The organism is Clostridioides sp. ZZV14-6345, from assembly GCF_020657775.1.
Taxonomy (GTDB): Bacteria; Bacillota; Clostridia; order Peptostreptococcales; family Peptostreptococcaceae; genus Clostridioides; species Clostridioides difficile_D.
The window spans coordinates 44,467-65,224 of the sequence record NZ_JAGWCX010000016.1 but is presented as its reverse complement, the minus strand read 5'-3'; the positions used below and the strand labels follow the sequence as shown (position 1 = coordinate 65,224).

Sequence of the window (20,758 nt, the reverse complement as noted above, 5' to 3'; positions counted from 1 at the left end):
GTAATAGACAAACTACGTAGGGGCGAATTAATGCTAATGGAGTATTTATGGAGGAAAAAGACTGTTCTATCCAAAAAAGAAATAATAGAGGAGATGAGCAAAAGGTATAAGTGGAGGAAAAGTACTACAGAAATTCTTCTAAAAAGATTAGTAAAAATGAGAATATTAAAAAAGAAGAGGTTAGGTTTTCACTTTAGTTATGAAGTGCTGGCGACTAAAAAAGAATATTTAAATATTAAAAAAGAAGAGATGTACATAAGTGAATATAATAAATTCTTTATACGAATTTTTACAACTATACATAAAAGAAATGAAACGATAGAAGAGTAATTAAAAAGATTTATAAAAAATATAAAAATATGGCAAAAAATAATTTTAAGTTTGATAGAAAGAAGGAATATATTATGCTAAATAAAAAATTACCAGATGCAGAATTAAAAATTATGAAATATATCTGGAACACTGGTTATAAAACTGTAATATCAAAAGATGTTGCAGATGAAATAGAAAAAATATATGGTTGGAAGCATACAACTACAATTACACTCTTAGCTAGATTAACCAAAAAAGGTTTCTTAATATCACAGAGAATTGGGAAACATGTACACTATACAGTATTAGTAAAAGAAAAAGAATATCTTAAATTAGAAGGCAAAAGAATTTTTGGAGGTTTACATAACAATCCTTTATCAGAACTAATTACAAAATTACATGATAAAGAAGAAATAACTGAAGAAAAAATAATGGAAATAGGAGATTGGATAAAAAGCTGGAAGGATGAAGATTAATAAGTAAAAGGTAGCTACTAATATAAGTGCTACCTTTTTTTCTTGTGGATAATATTGGGGATAAGTTGTGGAAAACTTATATAAAAATTGTGGATAAAATATTTTACTGACATCAAACTGACAATAAGATTAAAGTAAAAAATGAAAAAACTGTAAAATCAATGGTTTTAAATACTAAAAGTCATTTAGGAACTATTCCAAAATATAATAAAGAACTTTCTTTTCTAGCAAAAAATAGTGAAAGTACTATAGAATCAGCTTTAAGATTCAATATAGGAATTCCACAAGTAAGTGTATCCTTGATAGGATTTAATAAAAAACAAGATATAGATGATGCATGTAAAATTGCAGATGAAAATATAATTTATTCAGATGAAGATATACATGATATTGAAACTAGATTAAATAAAAATATGAACGAAATATGTACAGGATGTGGGTATTGTAAAGTCTGTCCAAAAGGTATTAATACTCCAGCTTATATGCTTTTTTATAATGAAAAGCAGATGTTTAAAAAGAGTGATGAAGAAATGATAAAATTAGTTTACGGTTTAGGGCATTGGAATTATACAATGAATAGTAAGGTAAAAGCTAAAGAATGTATATCTTGTGGAAAATGTGAAGTTGAATGTACTCAACATTTACCGATAATTGATAGATTAAAAGAGATTAAAAAATGGGAAGAAGATGGAGTTAATAGTGTTACAGTATAATTAATTTATATTATATTTGAAATATCTTTATTAGTTTTTGTATTGTTGTTATAATATTGATGTGCAATTTTTTTATCACAAGATATTTTTGTACAAAAAAGTGAATTCTGTTATCAAGATTCACTTTTTTATTTGGGGAAAATATAATTTTATTTTGAAATAGACCCTTTTTTAAATATATTTACAAAATTTTATTTGATAAACTTAGAATATTTTTAGAAATATATTCTATTAGATAATTTTAGAACTATTAGGGTGTTAAAAATGTAGAATTTAAAATGTATACTAATTAATAAGAATTGTATAAAAAATAGAAGATTGTAAATTTAAATTTAAGTTATTTAAGAGATAGAATTAGAAAAAGTAGAAAAGAAGTAGGAATTACAATAGAAGAATTAGAAGAGAAAACTGATATATGATACAATCATTTGAGTAATATTGAGTGAGAGAAGAAAGTACTTAGTCTAAAAACATTTATTAGAATTGTAAATACATTAGATACAACTGTGGATATAATTCTTAAGGATTCTGTTGAATATGCAAAAACTCATTTGCAAAGTGATATAATAAATGGTTTGGAAAATTTAGATTCAAAAGAATTAGGGATTGTTTCAGATGCTCTGTCTATTTTAATAAAAAACTAAATGAAGCTCAGAACAATTAGTAGAAAATAGTTATTTAAAGATGATAGCATTTTTTTTAGATGATTTTATACATTTATATCTATACTTCTTAAGGTATTATCTTAAACACTATAGGTATTTTTTCACATATTTGCATATGATTGTTTTGATATTATCGCGTGTTGATTTTAAAATATATAAAATTATAAAATTAAACAATAGAAATTATTTTTGAGGAGGGATATGGTAATTGTATGAACTATTTATTTGATTGTTTATTAAAAACAACAATTATAAGCAGTATTTCTATCAGTTTACTGCTATTATTAAAAACAAATTTATTTAAAATATTTAGTAAGAAGTTTAACTATTACATTTGGTTAATTGTTATACTTAGAATGTTATTATTCTTTTTAAGTTATTCTGTAAACTTTACTAAAGATGTATCAAGAGATTATGTTTTAATTGATAATATTACTAATCTAAATACTAAAATTAATCCAGGAATAGATGTTTCTTTTTGTATATTATTAATTTGGATAGTTGGAGCTATCGCCTCTTGGTCTTATCTATTAATTAAGTACATTAAATTTAAAAATTTAATTATTGACACCTCTTATGAAGTAGAAGATGAATACATAAACAATATATACGAAGATTTATTAATCGAACTAAATGTAAAAAAGAATATAACATTAAGATATACAGAAGAACTATCAAGTCCAGCTGGTATGGGCTTATTTAAATCATATGTATTGTTACTAGATTTACCATACGATAGAGATAAAATATATTGGATTCTAAAACATGAATTAACACATTTTAAAAATAAAGATATACTAATAAAGTTTTTAGTAGCATTTGTAAGAAGCTTATACTGGTTTAATCCATTTGTTTATATAATGAGCAAAAAAATTGATGTGGATTGTGAACTTTGTTGTGATGAAAGTGTTTTGAGCAACTGTTCTTTAAAGGAGAAAAAAATTTATGGTATGACTTTACTTCATTCAATAGAGCTTTCTAACTTTAATGATAGAGGATTGTTAGCAACCGAATTTAATAAATCTAATTTAGAAGTAAGGCTTGAAAATATTATAAAAAGTAAAGGTAAAAATGGTATTATGTTAGGAATATTAATCTTTATAATTTTAAGTACTTCTTTTTTAGAAGTTAATGCTTTAGAACCCACACAAAAAAAGATAAGCTCTGAAAATGAAGCTAATGTTAATAATTTTGGTTTTGAATTTACAGACACTTTAGATTATACATATGCAACTGCTCCAGAAAAATATAGAAAAATGTACGAGAAAACTTGTAAAAAACTAGGTAAAACTCCTCAGAATTCAGATATAATAGAAGTCTCTACTAAAGACGAAAAAAGTCTTATAAAAGTTAAATAAAAGTACAAAAAATTTAAAAATAAAAGCCTTTTTAACTAAAAAGGTGCTTTTGTTTTTTGTTTAGAAAAATCATAGAATATTTATTTTTTCAATTTTGACTTTCGTTTATTTTATTAAAAAATTTAATATAAATTTAGCATAAAATTATATTAAATTCCTTGACACATATTTCATTTTTATGACTGAAATTTTTATTTGACTCTTTTACTCTAGTTTTGTAGTATTAAAGTAAAAGAGGGGGTAGATACTATGCTAAAAAAAATACCAGAAGCAGAATTGAAAATTATGAAATTTATATGGGAAACAGGTGAAACAGTAATATCCAAAGATGTTATTTATGCAATGGAACAAAAATATGGTTGGAAACAAACAACAACACTTACACTTTTAGCAAGACTTGTTAAAAAAGGTTTTTTAAAAGCTAATAAAATAGACAGATATACTCACTATACAATTATTGTTAGAGAAGGAGAATATAAAGATTTTGAAACAAAGGTATTCTGTAAAAATATTCATAACGATTCTATTAAAAGTTTTTTTGCTTCATTAATCAATAATAAGAGCATACCAAAAGAAAAAATTGAGTCATTTAAAGAACTTTTTAAAGAGGATGAAGATGAATAATTATGTTAACTATTTAGTTTACAATATGTTAAAAACAACTATTATAAGTAGTATTATCATTTTTATATTAATATTTTTAAAGATGTTTTTATTTAAAAGGTTTAGTAAAAAATTTAACTATTATATCTGGTTGATTATTATATTTAGAATGTTATTTTTTATGTTTAATTATTCAATAAATTTATTTACAGATACACCTGAAAAATATTTTATAATTAATAATATTTCTAATTTCAACAATAATATAAAAAAAGAAATAAGTATTTCTTTTTTTATATTATTAATTTGGTCAATTGGAACGACACTATATTTATACCTTGTATTGTCTAAATATTTAAAATTTAAAGATTTAATCATTGATACTTCTTTTGAAGTAGAAAATGAAAGTATTAATAACATTTACTATAATTTATTATCCGAATTAAATATTAATAAAACTATAACTCTAAGATATACAGAAGAATTAGAAAGTCCAGCAGGTATGGGGTTATTTAAGTCATATATCCTTTTACCTACTATACCATATGACATAGATAATATATATTGGATTTTGAAGCACGAATTAATCCATTTTAAAAATAAAGATATATTAACAAAGTTTTTAGTAGTACTTACAAAAAGTTTATATTGGTTTAATCCACTTGTTTATATAATGAGTAAAAAAATTGCTATGGATTGTGAACTTTGTTGTGATGAAAGTGTAATAAATAATTGTTCTTTAAAAGAGAAGAAAGCTTATGGAATGACTTTACTTAAATCAATAGAGCTTTCAAGTGTTACTGATAGAGAACTGCTCACAATAGAATTTAATAAATCAGATTTAGAAGAGAGACTTAAAAGTATTATAGATAGTAAAAGGAAAAATGGTATTATATTAGGAATATTAATCTTTATAATTACAATCACATCCTTTTTAGAAATTAATATCTTACAAACTATGTATAAAAACACACCATCTGAAAATAATACTAGACACCTTGGATATGAATTTGCAGAAACTATAGATTATACATACGAAACTGCACCAGAAAAATATCGAAAAATGTATGAAAAAAGCTGTAAAGTTTTAGGTAAAATTCCTCAAAAATCTGATAAAATAGAAGTATCTACTAAAAGTAATTCAATTATTAAGTAGAAATATAATTATTTTAGGGGGATTTTATGTTAAAAAAAGTTTTAACACTTTTCTGTTGCTTAATGATTACATTTACAAGTGTAGCATTCGCAGAGCAAAAAGATGATAATACAAGCAAAAATGAGTCATCTGTAATCTATTTTGAAAGTTCTGGGTACACATTTAAGTATGAAACTGCACCACAAAAAATTAAAGAATACTATGAACAAAAATGTCAGGAATTAAATATGGACCCTGACCCAAATGCTGAAATATTTATTCCAGATGATAAGAGCTTTCTTAGTTCAGGAGATGAAGGTATCGCAACATACTCAAAATATTATGGAAGATATGACCCAGATAAAGCTACTATTACTATCTCAGGGGACAGAAATTATACAATAAGTACTCGTACACTTGTTGGTTATGGTCATGTTACACAAGGAAATAATGTTCATTGTGTACAATTAATGTTACGTCAGTTAAATTATGACCTTGGATTAGATAGTTCATTTGGTCCCGATACATATAATGCAGTAAAACATTTTCAAAGAGGACATGCTTTAGCTTCAGATGGTATTGTAGGATATAATACTTACGACGTTATGGCAAATATTTTAGGCATGTAATTATATATTATAGAAGGCGCTTCATTAAACTTTGAAGTGTCTTTTTATTTTTATAAGTATATCAGCATTACAGACAAAATAAGAGAATGGTTATAATATAGAATTGATAGTTTTTATAAAGCAAATTCTTACCAATTAAACTTCTCCATTGATGATTTTAAGAAAAGTTTTTTATTTAGTCAAATTATCATTTTATTCTGAGATATTCATTTAAGCTATATTTTTGTAATTTATTAATAGATACTATATAAATAGTATCCATTTAATCAAAGTATTAATTAAAGCAAATATTGTGGTTGTAAATAAAGAACTATTCAATTACAATAAAACAAGTAAGGATATTATAAAGATAACTATGAAAATTAAAGGAATAAATTGTAGGTGGCAGCAAATCCTATATAATGAATGGATGGTGACATATTGATGAGTAGAATATTAAAATATAAAAATGAGATAATTTTATTTATATTAGTTGTAATAACTTACTTAGTAATAACTAAGATATTTTTTTCTAAAACCACTATATTTTATGATTTAAACAATACTTATGATGTGTTGTTAGATACAGATACAGGTGTTTTGTTCAATTTAAATGTATTTGCTACAACTCAAGATAATAGCAAGCACATATTATTTTCAGCGATTATATCAATTTTTGCATATCCAATATACTTACTGTGTACTTCAATAGCAAATCCAGGAACAGCAGATTTTAATAATGTTTATGGGTTTGGATTAATTTGTCTACAAATAATAACTAGTGCTATGTCTATAACTTTAGTTTTTAATCATATTAAAAAGATAAAAATGCAGAGGTTAACTTTAATTTTACTTACCATGATAATGATATTTTCTTTCCCACAACTATTTATGACTTTAAATGTAGAGAGGTTTATATATAGTCAGTTTACATTAATATTTTTCATATTTATTGCAAATAAAATGAAAGGAAAAGATTCTTATTTGGTAGAATGGGTAGCTATTCCTTTGTTTGGAATAACTATTAGCAACGTATATTTGTATTTTTTTAACATGATATTTGAATTTAAATTAAAAATAGGTAAGATGTTAAAACATTTATTTGTATTTCTCTTAATGCTATATATATGCGTAATTTCAACGAAATCTTATGAGAGTTTTATGAATCTCGGAAATGTAATACAGTATGATACGAAATTTATAAGTGCAGAACCAATCTTAGAAAAAATTGCAATGATTATAGAAAGATTTCTGTATTCAGTTTTTTATTTTCCTGGTGCAGAGCTTAAAAAAGGGTTATTTCTACAAAATGGAGAAGTTGCAACAATACCTGTTATTCTTACATTGTTAGCATTTTGTTTTTGTGTTTTATCAGTTATTGAAAATTCAGAAAAAAGAGTTCCTAAGCTATGTATGGGAATAATTATATTTAATCTAGTTTTACATGGAATAGTAGGATATAATCTAGTCAATTCAAGTATTATGACTATAAATTTTAGTTTTGCAGTTATAGTTTTATTAGCTTACTTTACTAAAGCACTTAGAAAAAATGAAAAAAATCTGTACAATATATTTCTATCATTATTATTGGTAACTATAATAATCAGTAATATAAATGGATTTATAGAAATTTTAAACATAGGGATAAAATCATATCCTGCTTAAAAAATAATATTGAAAGGGTAGTAAGTTTATGAAACAGACAAATACAAATATAAGGCTTCTTACTAAAATTTCAGATTATATAAAACTCATGAGAATAAAGCAATATATAAAGAATTTCTTTGTATTTTCAGCTATAATTTTTTCAAATAACATACTAAATATAAATCTATTGTTAAATACGATTATTGCATTCGTATGTTTTTGTCTAATGTCATCATCAGTATATGCGTTAAATGATGCCATAGATATGGACAAAGATAAGAAACATCCTAAAAAATGTAATAGACCGGTGGCAAGTGGAAGAATAAGTAAAAAAGGTGCTAATATACTATTTGTAGTATTAGCATTAATCTCAATCTGTTTATCAACAGTTGTTAATTTTAATCTTTCTATAATTCTTAGTCTTTATTTGATAAACAATATATTATATTCTCTTAAACTAAAGAATATAATACTATTAGATGTGTTTTCCATATCTCTTGGATTTATACTCAGGGTTTATGCAGGGTGTGTAGCCATAAATGTTAGTTTGTCGAATTGGATAATATTATGTACATTTTTCTTATCTTTGTATTTAGCTTTTGGAAAACGTAAAAAAGAAATAGTAACCTTAAGAGACGATGCAATTGAACATAGAAAAATACTAGGAGATTATGATGTAGAAAATTTAAATCAAATGATGGTGGTTATGTTAAGTTCTACAATTGTCTGTTATGCATTGTATTCTACAAGTAATCCAGAAAAGCCACATATGATATTTACAACAATATTTGTAGTTTATGGTGTACTTAGATATAATTATATAATCAACACAATAAATGAAGGTAACCCTACTGATATTGTTCTAAAAGACAATGCTTTAAAAATAAATGTAATCTTGTGGATAATTACATGTTTAATAATATTGATTTTTTAGTGATAGGATGGGGAAATACTTATGAAAAAAAGTGTATTATTACTCGATGTAGATTATACTGTTATAAATACTGACAGCATGATAGATTTTTTTATTTACTCTTTAAAAAATAAAACTTTTAAAACTGTTATAAAGTTGCCATACATTATTTTTAATCTATTTATGTATTTGATTAGAATAATACCGTTGAAAAAGGCAAAAGAGGCAATCTTTTATCCAATAGTAGATTTTAGTGAAGAAGATTTAAAGAGATTTTTTGATGACTGTATAATGAAAAAAATTAATGAGTATATGAAAAAGGTTATCTACAAAAATAAAGAAGAGCATAATGTTGTAATTATGATAACTGCATCTCCATATGCGTATATGAAATACTTTAAGTACTATGGTTTTGCAGATGAAGTCATAGGAACTGAGTTGTTTTATGAAAATTCAAGATACAAAAATCAATTCGTTGGAGAAAATTGTAAAGGAATTGAAAAAGTACAGAGAATAAAGGCTTTATTAGATAAACTTGGAATAGAAATTGATTATGAAAATTCATATGCATATTCAGACTCTAAGAGTGATTTACCAATGCTTTCATTAACTAAAAATGCGTTTTTGGTTAGTAGAAAGAATGGTGAGGTTATAGAACAAATAAATTAATAACTTAAGTCGCTTAGAATAGGAGGGAATAGTTTGGGATATTTACACATATTAATTTTATCTATGGTTCCTGTAACAGAATTAAGGGGAGCCATTCCTATAGGTATTGCAATGGGATTAAATCCTATATGGGTTTATGTATTTAGTGTAATTGGTTCTACCTTGGTATCGATTCCCTTGATATTGACATTTAGGCACATATTGCAATTTCTAAGAGGTAAAAAACTATTTAAAGGGATTGCTGATATAGTTGATAGAAAAATAAACTCAAGAATGAAGAAATTAAAAAGTGTTTCAATAGTAGGTATAATACTATTTGTAGGGATACCTCTTCCAACTACAGGAACATGGACTGCATCTGCTATAGCTTCCATATTAAAAATGAGAATAAAAGATGCTTTTATAGGAGTATTTCTTGGTAATTTGCTATCTGGAGTTATAGTTTCAGCCCTTTCTCTACATATAATATAAAACTATCTAAGTAATATACTTGGATAGTTTTTTTATGAGTACATGTAAAAAAATTTTTAAAACTATATAAAAGAATTAGAAAAAGTATTTAAATTCATTTAGTTCTAAAATGTTTACTATGGCAAATGAAATATAGTATAGTATTACTTATGAGGAAAATATTATAACTTTAGCTATTAATAAAATAAATTTTTTATATAGAATAAGATTTTAATCATGATAAATTTTAATTAACAGATTAAGGAGGTTTTAAGATGGGAAATACAAACACTAACTTAGGCAATGAAAGTGTGGGTAAATTATTATTTAAACTTGCTACACCAGCTATTATCGCACAAATTGTAAATGTTTTATACAACATAGTTGATAGGATTTTTATTGGTAGAATGGAAAGTGGAGAAGTTGCTATGGCAGGTGTCGGAGTGGCATTTCCAATAATAATTATAATAACTGCATGTAGTTATTTAATTGGTATGGGAGGAGGACCGTTAGCTGCTATAAAAATGGGTGAGCAGAACAATGATGATGCAGAGAAAATAATGAGTAATAGTTTTTCTGTACTAGTGATTTTAGCAATACTTTTGACTATAGGTTTTCAGATTGGAAAAGAGCCTTTGCTTTGGATATTTGGAGCAAGTGAATCTACCATTGGATATTCAATGGATTATTTAAATATTTATCTAATAGGTACAGTGTTTGTTCAGATTTCAATGGGTATGAATACTTTTATAAATACCCAAGGGTTTGCTACAACTGGGATGATGACAGTTGCTATAGGTGCTTTGATAAACATAGTACTTGACCCGATTTTTATATTTGGCTTTAATATGGGCGTAAAAGGAGCTGCATTAGCTACTATAATTGCACAAGGTGTTTCTGCTATTTGGGTACTTATGTTTCTTTTTGGAAAGAAAAGTATACTTAAGATAAAAAAGAAGTATATGATACCCAAAGCAAGTATCATCTTACCTGTGCTGGGCTTGGGAATATCTCCATTTATAATGCAATCTACAGAAAGTCTAGTACTTATAGCCTTAAATAGTAAATTACAAATGTATGGAGGAGATTTAGCAGTAGGTTCAATGGCTATAATGAGCAGTATAATGCAAATTCTTATGCTTCCTAATATGGGGTTTACACAAGGAGCACAACCAATAATAAGTTACAATTATGGTTCAGGTCAACTTGATAGAGTAAAGAAGACATTTAAGTTATGTCTATTATCATGCTTTACATATTCTACGATTTTGTGGATTTTATTAATGATATTTCCTGCATTTTTTGTTGGTATATTTAATAAGAATCCACAGTTGCTTAGTATGACTAGTTGGAGTATAAAAATATATTTTGCTGGTGCTTTTATGTTTGGTATTCAACTAGCCTGTCAACAGACATTTTTAGCACTTGGAAAAGCAAAAATATCTTTAATTTTAGCTCTTCTTAGAAAGATTGTACTTTTAATACCACTAATATTTATACTTCCACCATTTTTTAATGAAAAACTTTTTGCAGTGCTTTTAGCAGAGCCAGTTGCGGATATAACAGCAGCCACTATAACAGCAATTTCTTTCTTTATATTTTATAAATGTTTTCTATCAAAACCTAAAACAATAGAAGAATAAGATATACAATATAAATTTTTTATGAAAATATTTTATTAGATAAAAATTAGAATTTGTATTTTAATTTAATAAGATATTTTCTATAATGTATAAAGATATAAAGTAGAATTTATTTTTAAAATTATAGTAAGAAAAATGTAAGTATTTGCAATATTAATGGTATAATATTTACAGATATGATAATCAATAAGAGGAAAGGATGTTTATAATGGAAAATGATTTAACAATGCAAGAATTACTTGACCAGCAAGAGCAAGTATTCAGCAAAGTGAAAGTTGGAGAATTGACAACTGGAAAAATAACTGCAGTGAGAAATGATGAAATACAATTAGGATTAGACTATGGGTTTGATGGAATAATACCTATAAGTGAATTGAACATAGAAAAAAATCAATATATAGAAGATTTATACCACATAGGTGATGAAATAACTGTTGTAATAACAAAAGTATCTCAAAAAGATGGGATAATAACTTTATCTAAATTACAACTTGATAAAAGAAATGATTTTGCTGAATTACAAAAGGCTTATGATGAACATAGAATAATAACTGTAAATGTTGAAAAAAATATAGATAAAGGTGTATTTGCTAATTATAATACATATACATTTTTTATACCAATATCTCAACTTAATACAAAGTTTGTTACAGACACATCTAAATTTGTTGGTCTTAACTTAGAAGTTTATATAAAAGAATTGGATATTAGAAAAAATAGACTTGTAGCATCTCATAGAGATGTATTACAAGAGCGTATAAATAAAGAGAGAGAAGAAAGAAGAGCTCAAATTAAAGCAGAAAAAGAAGCTGAAAGAGCAAGAATTAAGCAAGAAAGAGAAGAAGAAAAAGCTCGTATTAAAGCAGCTAAAGAAGAATTATTTAACTCTCTTGAAGTTGGACAAAAAAGAGATGGTAAAGTGACAAAAATAATGTCTTATGGTGCATTTGTGGATATTGGTGGGATTGAAGGATTAGCACATATAAATAATTTAGCTTGGACAAGAGTTGAAAGTGTTGAAGATGTTGTTTCAGAGGGGCAAGAAGTAGAAGTTTATGTGTTAGATGTAAATGAAGAGACTAAAAAAGTTGCATTGGCATTAAAAGACATAAATAATGACCCTTGGGACTTAATAGCAAAAGAAGTAAAAGTTGATGATGTTGTTAATGCTAAAGTTCTTAGAATAATAGAAAAAGGAGCTTTTGTTCAAATTAAAGAAGGTGTAGACGCGTATTTACCAATATCTGAATTGAGTGATACTAGAGTGGCTAAAGTTACTAATATTGTGAATATTGGAGATGAAGTTAAAGTTAAAATTCTTGATTTTAAACCAAAGACTAAAAGAATGTTAGTTTCAATAAAAGAGGCAACTAGAGAGCCAGAAGAAGATATAACAGAATACTTAGAAGTAGAAGAATTTTTAGGAAGTATTGGAGAGTTATTTAAAGATAAATTTAAAGATTTAGAAGTGTAAAACAATTAAAAATGGGGCTGTTTTAAAACGTTACTCTGTCTATTATGACAGCTTTAGTTTTGAAATAGCCCTTTAGCTATTTTCAAAAACTTATATAAGATATTAGGAGGAAATTTAATGAAAAAGTCTATTATGGATGTACATTGTCACACTCTAATAAGTGGACATGCACATAGTACTTTCAAAGAAAATGTTGAAGAAGCAATTAAGAAAAATATAAAATATCTAGGAATATCAGACCATGGACCTAATATGCCTGGAGGGCCACATCCATTTTATTTTTATAATCTACATTTACTTCCACGTAAAGTAGAAGATGTAAAGATTCTTAGGGGTATAGAAGGTAATATAATGGATTATAATGGGAATTTGGATGTTCAAGAAGATATGTTGCAACACTTGGACTATATAATTGCAAGCCTGCATAGACCTTGTATAGCTTCTGGTACAAAAGAAGAAAATACAAATGCTATTTTAAATGTGATGGATAAACACAAGGTAAAGATAATTGGACACCCAGATGATAGTAGGTATCCTTTAGATTATGAACCTATAGTAAAGAAAGCTAAAGATAAAAATATCCTTTTAGAAATAAATAATTCATCATTAAGTTCAAACTCTCATAGGACTGGAACTTGGGAAAATGCAAGTCATATGCTAACATTATGTAAAATGTATGGTGTAAGAGTAATTCTTGGTACTGACTCTCATATATGTTATTCTATAGGAGAATTTGAAAATGCAGAGAAAGTTTTAGAATCAGTAGATTTTCCAGATGAATTAGTCATAAATTATCATGAAGATGAAATTATAGAGTTTTTTGATGTGAATTTTTAGAATCGTGGGAGTGAAAAATTTTGAGTAAAAACAAGTTTATCTATATGAATTATTATGACAATGGTTATTTTAAAAAAGGAATGGCTATATATATGGTCTTAGCACTTATAATTTTAGCCACAATTTTTATATATTCAACGACAATTTTGTATCTTTTATGTATAATAACAGCAGTTTTTCTTTTTAAACAAGGTCGTGATTTTTCAAATAAATATGAGGGAAAAGTATACCTTACTCTCGATAATCATTCAATATTAATAAACAATCAATGTATATTCAGTATAAAATCGAAACATAATCAAAAGTTTAATTATAAAATAATAGAAAAAATAGAAGTAGCAAAAAAAATATTAAACATATATACTGATGATTCTAATTATAAAATTAGATTAAGTGCATTGAGTTTGGAAGATGAAAAAAAATTATTAAATATCCTAGATGAAAAGATGAAAAAGTTTAAGGCATAATATCATACTATTTTCAATAGTTAGCATGTTTTATAAAATTGCTTATCAAAAATCAAAAATAAATATAATTATTTTTTGTGTTGACAATACATTTCAATGTGTATTTAATAACTATTAAATCAGAATATTTAGAAAATTTAAACGATTAAAAAAGTGATGAATAGAAGTAGTAAGAACAATGAAACTTTCAGAGAGCTAAAGTATGGTGTGATTTAGTAGTTGATAGTTCTGAACTTGTCTAGGAGCTGTTTCCTAAGATTTAAGTCTTAGGATAATCGGAGTAATTCCACGTTATAGGAAATATAGTCATCATAATTATTTATATTGGCTATTACTAAGGGAGCTTTTTAGAAAGCTAAATAGAGTGGTACCGCGAGCAAAACCTCGTCTCTAATTTTATTAGAGATGAGGTTATTTTTATTCTAATGATAAAATTGACATTTATTCTTATGAATTAAATAAGGTAGGATTGCGCCAATATAAGGTATACTGGATACAAAAAATAAAAAGGGGGAAATAACATGAAATATGGGAAGTATAAAAGATATGGTAAAATGCAAATAGCAAATCGTAAATGGCCAGACAATGAAATATTTAAGGCTCCAATTTGGTGTAGTGTCGATTTAAGAGATGGAAATCAATCACTACCAACACCTATGAGTGTAAAGGTAGGTAAATTCTTTGCAAGTTCACAAATATGCAATAAATGTGGGTACAAAAACGAGGAAGTGAAGAACTTAAATATAAGAGAATGGATTTGTCCTAGTTGTAATGAAACTCACGATAGAGATATAAATGCAAGTATAAATATACTAAAAGAAGGATTAAGACTAATAACAATTCAAAATAAATAACTTATGTAAGAACCGTAGGAACTATGGGGATAGCCTGTGGAGAATTAGTAAGACATATTTTAGTATGCAAAATTCTATGAAGCAGGAACCCTGTGACTTTAGTCATGGGAGGTTCAGGGTGCACTTTATAAGTCAATGGAATTTTGTGGAGATGGAGTAGAATACTTATCTATGGATGATAGATTTACTATTTGTAATATGGCAATAGAAGCAGGAGCAAAAAATGGAATTTTTCCAGTAGACGATAAGACTATGGAATATATAAATTCACATAAGTGTTCAACTATAACAAAAGATGTAAATATATATGAAGCAGATGAAGATGCAGTCTATGATGAAGTATACGAAATAGATTTAGCCGAACTAAAAGAAACAGTAGCCTTTCCTCATCTTCCTGAAAATACTAGAACAGTAGATGAGATAGATAAGGATATAAAGATAGACCAAGTTGTAATAGGTTCTTGTACAAATGGAAGAATATCAGACCTTGAAGTAGTAGCTGAGATAATGAAAGGCAAAAAAGTAGCAGATGGAGTTAGAGTTATGATATTTCCTGGAACTCAAAAAGTATATCTTGAAGCTATAGAAAAAGGGTATATTACCACTTTTATAGAGGCAGGAGCAGCAGTTTCTACACCAACTTGTGGTCCATGTCTAGGGGGACATATGGGTATACTTGCAGCAGGAGAAAAATCCATTTCAACAACAAATAGGAATTTCGTAGGAAGAATGGGGCATGTTGATTCAGAGGTGTATCTTGCAAGCCCAGCTGTAGCAGCATCATCAGCTATAACTGGAAAAATATCAAAACCATCAGAAATAATTTAAGGGAGGTAAAATTTATGATTGCCAATGGAAGTGTTTTTAAATTCGGTGACAATATAGATACAGATGTAATAATACCAGCTAGATATTTAAATATAGCTGATTATAAAGAACTAGCAACGCATTGTATGGAGGATATTGATGATAAATTTATCTCTAAGGTAAAAAAAGGAGATATTATAGTTGCAACTAAAAACTTTGGTTGTGGTTCATCAAGAGAACATGCACCAATTGTAATAAAAGAAAGTGGAGTATCCTGTGTGATTGCTTCTACTTTTGTTAGAATATTTTTTAGAAACTCTATAAATATAGGGCTTCCTATACTTGAATGTGAAGAAGCTGCCAATAACATAGATGAAGGGGATAATATAGAAGTAGATTTTTCTACAGGTGTGATAAAAAATATAACAAAAGGAAAAGAATATAAAGCAGAACCATTTCCTAAGTTTATGCAAAATATTATATTAAATGAAGGCTTAATTAACTCAATAAAAGCAAATAGGGGGTAGTGGAGTATGAATTGTAATATAGCAGTCATAAAAGGTGATGGTGTTGGACCGGAAATTATAGATGAAGGTATAAAGGTTCTAAATAAAATTTGTTGTAAATTTAATCATAGATTCGATTGTGAATATGTATTAGCTGGAGGATGCGCGATTGATGAAACTGGAGAACCTCTACCTAATAAAACTGTTGAAACTTGTCGAAAAAACGAAGCTGTATTGCTTGGTGCTGTTGGAGGACCAAAGTGGGATAAATGTAAGGGAGATAAAAGACCAGAGTCTGGTCTTTTAAAATTAAGAGAGTCATTGGGTTTATTTGCAAATTTAAGACCAGCTACAATGTATGAAAGTATAAAAGAAGCTTCACCACTTAGAACGGATATAGTTGAGAAAGGCATTGATTTTGTTGTTGTAAGAGAATTAACAGGGGGCATTTATTTTGGAGAACGTGGAAGAAAAATCATTGATGGTATCGAAAATGCTTATGATGTAGAAATATATAACGAAAATGAAATAAGAAGAATTGGTAAGAGAGCTTTTGAAATAGCCAGAAATAGAAATAAAAAACTTATAAGTGTAGATAAGGCAAATGTGCTTGAGAGTTCAAGACTTTGGAGAAGTATAATGGAAGACTTAGCTAAAGAGTTTGAAGATGTAGAACTGTCACATATGTATGTTGATAATGCTGCTATGCAAGTTGTAAAAGACCCTAGCCAATTTGATGTAATAGTGACTAATAATATATTTGGAGATATAATATCTGATGAAGCATCTATGATTACGGGTTCTATAGGTATGTTACCATCAGCATCACTTAGAGAAGATAGTTTTGGTATATATGAACCAATACATGGAAGTGCGCCTGATATAGCTGGAAAAGATATTGTAAATCCAATTGCAACTATTCTATCTGTAAGCATGATGTTAAGACATAGTTTTAACTTAGAAGAAGAAGCTAAGTGTATTGAAGATGCTGTACAAAGTGTACTCAATAAAGGTTATAGAACTATTGATATCTATAATGGTGTGGGAAATGTTGTAGGAACAAGAGAAATGGGCGAATTAATAGTAAATGAAATTTAGAATTATAGTTTAATTTGAATAATATAATTTAAATATATAACTTGTAGAATTAGTAAAAATCTATTGTAATATAATTTGTTTTATGAGGGGTGTCTCAAAATAAACTTTATTAGTTAATGAGACGCTCTTTTTTATATTAAGTAAAATATATTTTTACTATTTTAATAACGAAAAAGAGGCTTATATCTACTTTGAGTTTCTATTTTGATAAAGTTATTTTTTGGAAAATAATACTTTAAATTAAACTTATCATATTGAAGTAGCCTATTTTTATTATTAGAAGTTTGCAGTGATTTTATTAATATTATATAATATATTTTAGAATTATTTAATATTAAGCGACTACTAATGTCGGTTAGGAGATGGATTTTTTGGCAAAGTATAAAGTTTTGAAGAAGCAAAATAGTAGCAAATCTTGTTTAGTTTGTGGAACACAAAATGAGTTAGGACTTAAAGCAGATTTTTATGAACTTGAAAATGGGGAACTTGTATCAATTTGTAATACAAAGGATTGGCATCAAAGTTATCCTGGGAGAGTTCATGGAGGTATGTCTGCTGCAATATTAGATGAGACTATTGGAAGAGCTGTAAGTATAAATGATGACCAAATATGGGGAGTGACAGTATCATTAGAATTGAAATATAAGAAACCAGTACCAACAGATGCCACTATAAAAGTTGTTGGAAGAATAACTAAAGAAAACAGAAAATTATTTGAAGGTACAGGTGAAATAATTCTACCAAATGGAGATATAGCAGTAACAGCAACTGGAAAGTACATGAAAATGCCTATTGGGCAAATTGCAGAAGGTGATTTTTCTAATGAAGAATGGTTTTTTGAAGAATCGAAAGAAAAAGTGGAATATATTGAACTTTGATTAAATAAAAATTTTATATTTTAAAACATAAATTTTATATTTTAAAAACTTAAAATTAAAAAATACAATAAAAATACAAGATAAAAATAAATTGGTTATACTAAAAAGATTTATCGTAATAGCGTTAAATTTACATGCTAAAAAAATAAATTTATATAGGTAAAAAGCATATTTTTTTTGAAGAATAAATTCGTAATATTCAAACTTATGAAAAGGTATAAAATGAATGTTTTCATAAAATATATAAAATAAATTATATATAAAAAATAAATTATGTGTTGACATAGTTAATTCAGCTTGATATTATAGTTATTAAAAATAAGGACAGTAAAAACGCTATCCATATTACAAACTAAAAAGGGGGGAATTATAATGAGTAAGAAATTATTTATTCCTGGTCCTATTGATGTTAAAGAAGAAGTCTTGCAAAAGATGGCTACATCAATGATAGGACATAGAGGAAAAGATGCATCTATACTTCAAAAGAGTATAAGTGAAAAAATGCAAAAACTATTCTATACAAACAACACGATACTTTTATCCACGTCATCCGGAACTGGTTTAATGGAAGGCTCCATTCGTTCCTGTACATCCAAAAAGGCAGCAGTATTTTCCTGTGGATCCTTTGGTGATAGATGGTACAAAATGGCAGTGGCTAATAATGTCCCAGCGGATATATTTAAAGTTGAATTAGGAGAGGCAACAACACCAGAAATGGTTGATAAGGTGCTTTCTACCGGAGAATACGATTTGATAACTGTAACTCACAATGAAACTTCAACTGGAATAAGAAATCCAATAGAAGAAATTGGAGAAGTTGTTAAAAAGTATAAAGATGTGGTCTACTGTGTAGACACTGTAAGTTCAGCCGGTGGAATAAAAGTCGAGGTTGATAAGATTGGAATAGATATTTGTATAACATCAGTACAAAAAGCACTGGGATTACCACCAGGAATGTCTATTTGCACATTTTCTCAAAAAGCAATCGATAGAGCTAAGCAAGTACCTTTTAGAGGAGTATATCTTGATTTGTTAGCAATGTATGAATACTTAATCAAGAAAAACTACCAATACCCTTCAACACCATCTCTTTCTCACATGTTCGCTTTAGATTTCCAATTAGATAATATATTAGATGAAGGCCTAGATAACAGGTTCAACAGACATGAAGACATGGCAAACTTAGTTAGAAACTGGGCTAAAAAACACTTCCAAATTTTTACCAATGAAAATCACTTATCCAATACACTTACTGTTATAGAAAATACTCAAGGTATTAGTGTATCAAATTTAAATTCCAAATTACAAGAACGAGGATTCCAAATAGCAAATGGCTACGGAGATTTAAAAGAAAAAACTTTTAGAATTTCACATATGGGTGACTATACTGTCGAAGATGTACAAGAATTATTAGATAATATTGATGATATATTAGGTTTTAATAAATAATATTATAAAAATATGTATATTTTAAGAAAAATTTATAATATATAATTAACTATATTTTATAAAAATTACATATTAAATTTTTAACAAACAATAAGAAAATTTGATATGATTTTAATAAAAAATATTTTGAAAATTATATAAACAGAAAGTTGAATTAAACAAAGTGTTTTATTGATGAAAATACTTTAAAAAATAAAAATTGGGAAAATTAAGTGAATAAAAATTGGAGGAGTTTGCTATGTATAATATATTAATTACTGATGGAATAGAGAAAGAAGCAGCGAGAAAATTGAGAGAGTTAAATTTTAATGTGATAGAGCAATTTTATGAAAAAGATGTTTTAGGAGACAAACTTAAAGATGTTGATGTACTTGTAGTACGTTCAGCTACTAAAGTTACTAAGGATGTAATAGATAAAGCATTAGAGGGCAAAAAGTTGAAGTTGATAGTAAGAGGTGGAGTAGGACTAGATAACATAGATGTTAAATATGCTCAAGCTAAAGGTATAAAAGTTATGAATACTCCAAATGCAAGTAGTATATCTGTTGCAGAGCTTACAATAGGTCAATTATTTGTTCTTGCAAGATTCATAAATACTGCCAATGTAACTATGAGAGATGGAAAATGGGAAAAGAAAAAATACAAAGGTACAGAAATTAATGGAAAGACACTTGGACTTATAGGTTTTGGAAGAATTGCAAAAGAAGTTGCAAAGAGAGCAGAATTATTAGGTATGGATGTTATATATACTGACATAATGGGTGAAGCACAAGGCTTTAACAATTATAGATTCTGTGATATGGAAGAAGTTTTAGAAAAGGCAGATTTCTTATCTTTACACATACCATTTGATAAGAATAAGGGGGCAGTAATAACTGAAAAAGAAATAAATAAGATGAAGAAGGGGGCTTATTTAATAAACTGTGCAAGAGGTGGTTTAGTTGATGAAAAAGATTTACTAAAAGCATTAGATGAAGGTAAATTATCAGCAGCAGCTATAGATGTTTATGAACAAGAACCTACTTTAAATCTAGACTTAGTAAATCATCCAAGAGTTTCTCCTACACCTCATATTGGGGCATCTACAGTAGAAGCTCAAGAAAGAATAGGAGAAGAAATAGTAACTGTGATTCAAGATTTCTTTCTTGACTTCAACAATCTAATAGGGGTAGCATTATAAAATATTTTATATAATT

21 protein-coding genes, 2 pseudogenes and 1 other annotated feature are annotated in these 20,758 nt (G+C 27.0%); all 23 genes and pseudogenes read left to right on the top strand.

Going from position 1 to position 20,758, the window contains the following annotated elements; genetic code table 11:
• On the top strand, positions 1–330 hold a 330-nt coding region (locus KGF39_RS06285), incomplete at its 5' end, for a BlaI/MecI/CopY family transcriptional regulator (RefSeq protein ID WP_227821621.1).
• Between the two features lie 74 nt (positions 331–404).
• On the top strand, positions 405–788 hold the full coding sequence (locus tag KGF39_RS06280; RefSeq protein WP_227821620.1) for a BlaI/MecI/CopY family transcriptional regulator: 384 nt from the start codon (positions 405–407) through the stop codon (positions 786–788).
• 161 nt (positions 789–949) lie between these two features.
• On the top strand, positions 950–1,501 hold the full coding sequence (locus KGF39_RS06275; protein WP_227821619.1) for a 4Fe-4S dicluster domain-containing protein: 552 nt from the start codon (positions 950–952) through the stop codon (positions 1,499–1,501).
• A 506-nt stretch (positions 1,502–2,007) separates the two neighbouring features.
• The gene (locus KGF39_RS06270; protein WP_227821618.1) at positions 2,008–2,145 is read left to right on the top strand and encodes a hypothetical protein; all 138 of its coding nucleotides are present in this window, start codon (positions 2,008–2,010) and stop codon (positions 2,143–2,145) included.
• A gap of 233 nt (positions 2,146–2,378) precedes the next feature.
• Entirely contained in the window at positions 2,379–3,524 is a 1,146-nt protein-coding gene (locus tag KGF39_RS06265) for a M56 family metallopeptidase (RefSeq protein WP_227821617.1), read from the top strand.
• A gap of 249 nt (positions 3,525–3,773) precedes the next feature.
• Complete coding sequence (locus KGF39_RS06260) at positions 3,774–4,148, top strand: BlaI/MecI/CopY family transcriptional regulator (protein ID WP_227821616.1); 375 nt, start codon at positions 3,774–3,776, stop codon at positions 4,146–4,148.
• The gene (locus KGF39_RS06255; RefSeq protein WP_306800919.1) at positions 4,135–5,283 is read left to right on the top strand and encodes a M56 family metallopeptidase; all 1,149 of its coding nucleotides are present in this window, start codon (positions 4,135–4,137) and stop codon (positions 5,281–5,283) included. The genes KGF39_RS06260 and KGF39_RS06255 overlap by 14 nt, the downstream gene beginning before the upstream one ends.
• Before the next feature lie 26 nt (positions 5,284–5,309).
• Positions 5,310–5,891 (top strand): peptidoglycan-binding domain-containing protein, encoded by a 582-nt coding sequence (locus tag KGF39_RS06250; RefSeq protein ID WP_227821615.1) that lies wholly within the window; start codon positions 5,310–5,312, stop codon positions 5,889–5,891.
• 423 nt (positions 5,892–6,314) lie between these two features.
• A complete protein-coding gene (locus KGF39_RS06245; RefSeq protein WP_227821614.1) occupies positions 6,315–7,535 on the top strand; it encodes a DUF6080 domain-containing protein in 1,221 nt (406 codons plus the stop codon).
• Between the two features lie 28 nt (positions 7,536–7,563).
• Complete coding sequence (locus tag KGF39_RS06240; protein WP_227821613.1) at positions 7,564–8,451, top strand: decaprenyl-phosphate phosphoribosyltransferase; 888 nt, start codon at positions 7,564–7,566, stop codon at positions 8,449–8,451.
• Positions 8,452–8,472: 21 nt separating this feature from the next.
• Entirely contained in the window at positions 8,473–9,099 is a 627-nt protein-coding gene (locus tag KGF39_RS06235; RefSeq protein WP_227821612.1) for an HAD family hydrolase, read from the top strand.
• A gap of 33 nt (positions 9,100–9,132) precedes the next feature.
• Positions 9,133–9,570, top strand: coding sequence for a small multi-drug export protein (locus KGF39_RS06230; protein WP_107594310.1), 438 nt, complete (start codon positions 9,133–9,135; stop codon positions 9,568–9,570).
• Between the two features lie 254 nt (positions 9,571–9,824).
• Complete coding sequence (locus KGF39_RS06225) at positions 9,825–11,192, top strand: MATE family efflux transporter (RefSeq protein ID WP_227821611.1); 1,368 nt, start codon at positions 9,825–9,827, stop codon at positions 11,190–11,192.
• A gap of 199 nt (positions 11,193–11,391) precedes the next feature.
• Positions 11,392–12,666 carry a S1 RNA-binding domain-containing protein gene (locus tag KGF39_RS06220; protein ID WP_227821610.1) on the top strand — a complete coding sequence of 425 codons (1,275 nt, stop codon included), beginning with the start codon at positions 11,392–11,394 and terminating at the stop codon, positions 12,664–12,666.
• 117 nt (positions 12,667–12,783) lie between these two features.
• On the top strand, positions 12,784–13,503 hold the full coding sequence (locus tag KGF39_RS06215) for a phosphatase (RefSeq protein ID WP_054272910.1): 720 nt from the start codon (positions 12,784–12,786) through the stop codon (positions 13,501–13,503).
• 20 nt (positions 13,504–13,523) lie between these two features.
• Positions 13,524–13,970 (top strand): hypothetical protein, encoded by a 447-nt coding sequence (locus KGF39_RS06210; RefSeq protein WP_054272911.1) that lies wholly within the window; start codon positions 13,524–13,526, stop codon positions 13,968–13,970.
• 147 nt (positions 13,971–14,117) lie between these two features.
• Positions 14,118–14,365, top strand: a binding site (T-box leader).
• A gap of 267 nt (positions 14,366–14,632) precedes the next feature.
• Positions 14,633–14,824, top strand: a pseudogene (locus KGF39_RS20195) (zinc ribbon domain-containing protein); the annotation flags it as partial.
• A gap of 111 nt (positions 14,825–14,935) precedes the next feature.
• Positions 14,936–15,652, top strand: a pseudogene (locus tag KGF39_RS06200) (aconitase family protein); the annotation flags it as partial.
• A gap of 14 nt (positions 15,653–15,666) precedes the next feature.
• On the top strand, positions 15,667–16,158 hold the full coding sequence (gene leuD, locus KGF39_RS06195) for a 3-isopropylmalate dehydratase small subunit (protein ID WP_227821608.1): 492 nt from the start codon (positions 15,667–15,669) through the stop codon (positions 16,156–16,158).
• 6 nt (positions 16,159–16,164) lie between these two features.
• On the top strand, positions 16,165–17,235 hold the full coding sequence (gene leuB / locus KGF39_RS06190) for a 3-isopropylmalate dehydrogenase (RefSeq protein ID WP_227821607.1): 1,071 nt from the start codon (positions 16,165–16,167) through the stop codon (positions 17,233–17,235).
• A gap of 362 nt (positions 17,236–17,597) precedes the next feature.
• On the top strand, positions 17,598–18,113 hold the full coding sequence (locus tag KGF39_RS06185) for a PaaI family thioesterase (protein ID WP_003437086.1): 516 nt from the start codon (positions 17,598–17,600) through the stop codon (positions 18,111–18,113).
• A gap of 372 nt (positions 18,114–18,485) precedes the next feature.
• Entirely contained in the window at positions 18,486–19,562 is a 1,077-nt protein-coding gene (locus KGF39_RS06180; RefSeq protein WP_227821606.1) for a pyridoxal-phosphate-dependent aminotransferase family protein, read from the top strand.
• A gap of 238 nt (positions 19,563–19,800) precedes the next feature.
• Positions 19,801–20,742, top strand: coding sequence for a D-2-hydroxyacid dehydrogenase (locus KGF39_RS06175; RefSeq protein ID WP_054272918.1), 942 nt, complete (start codon positions 19,801–19,803; stop codon positions 20,740–20,742).
• The last annotated feature ends 16 nt before the right edge of the window (positions 20,743–20,758 follow it).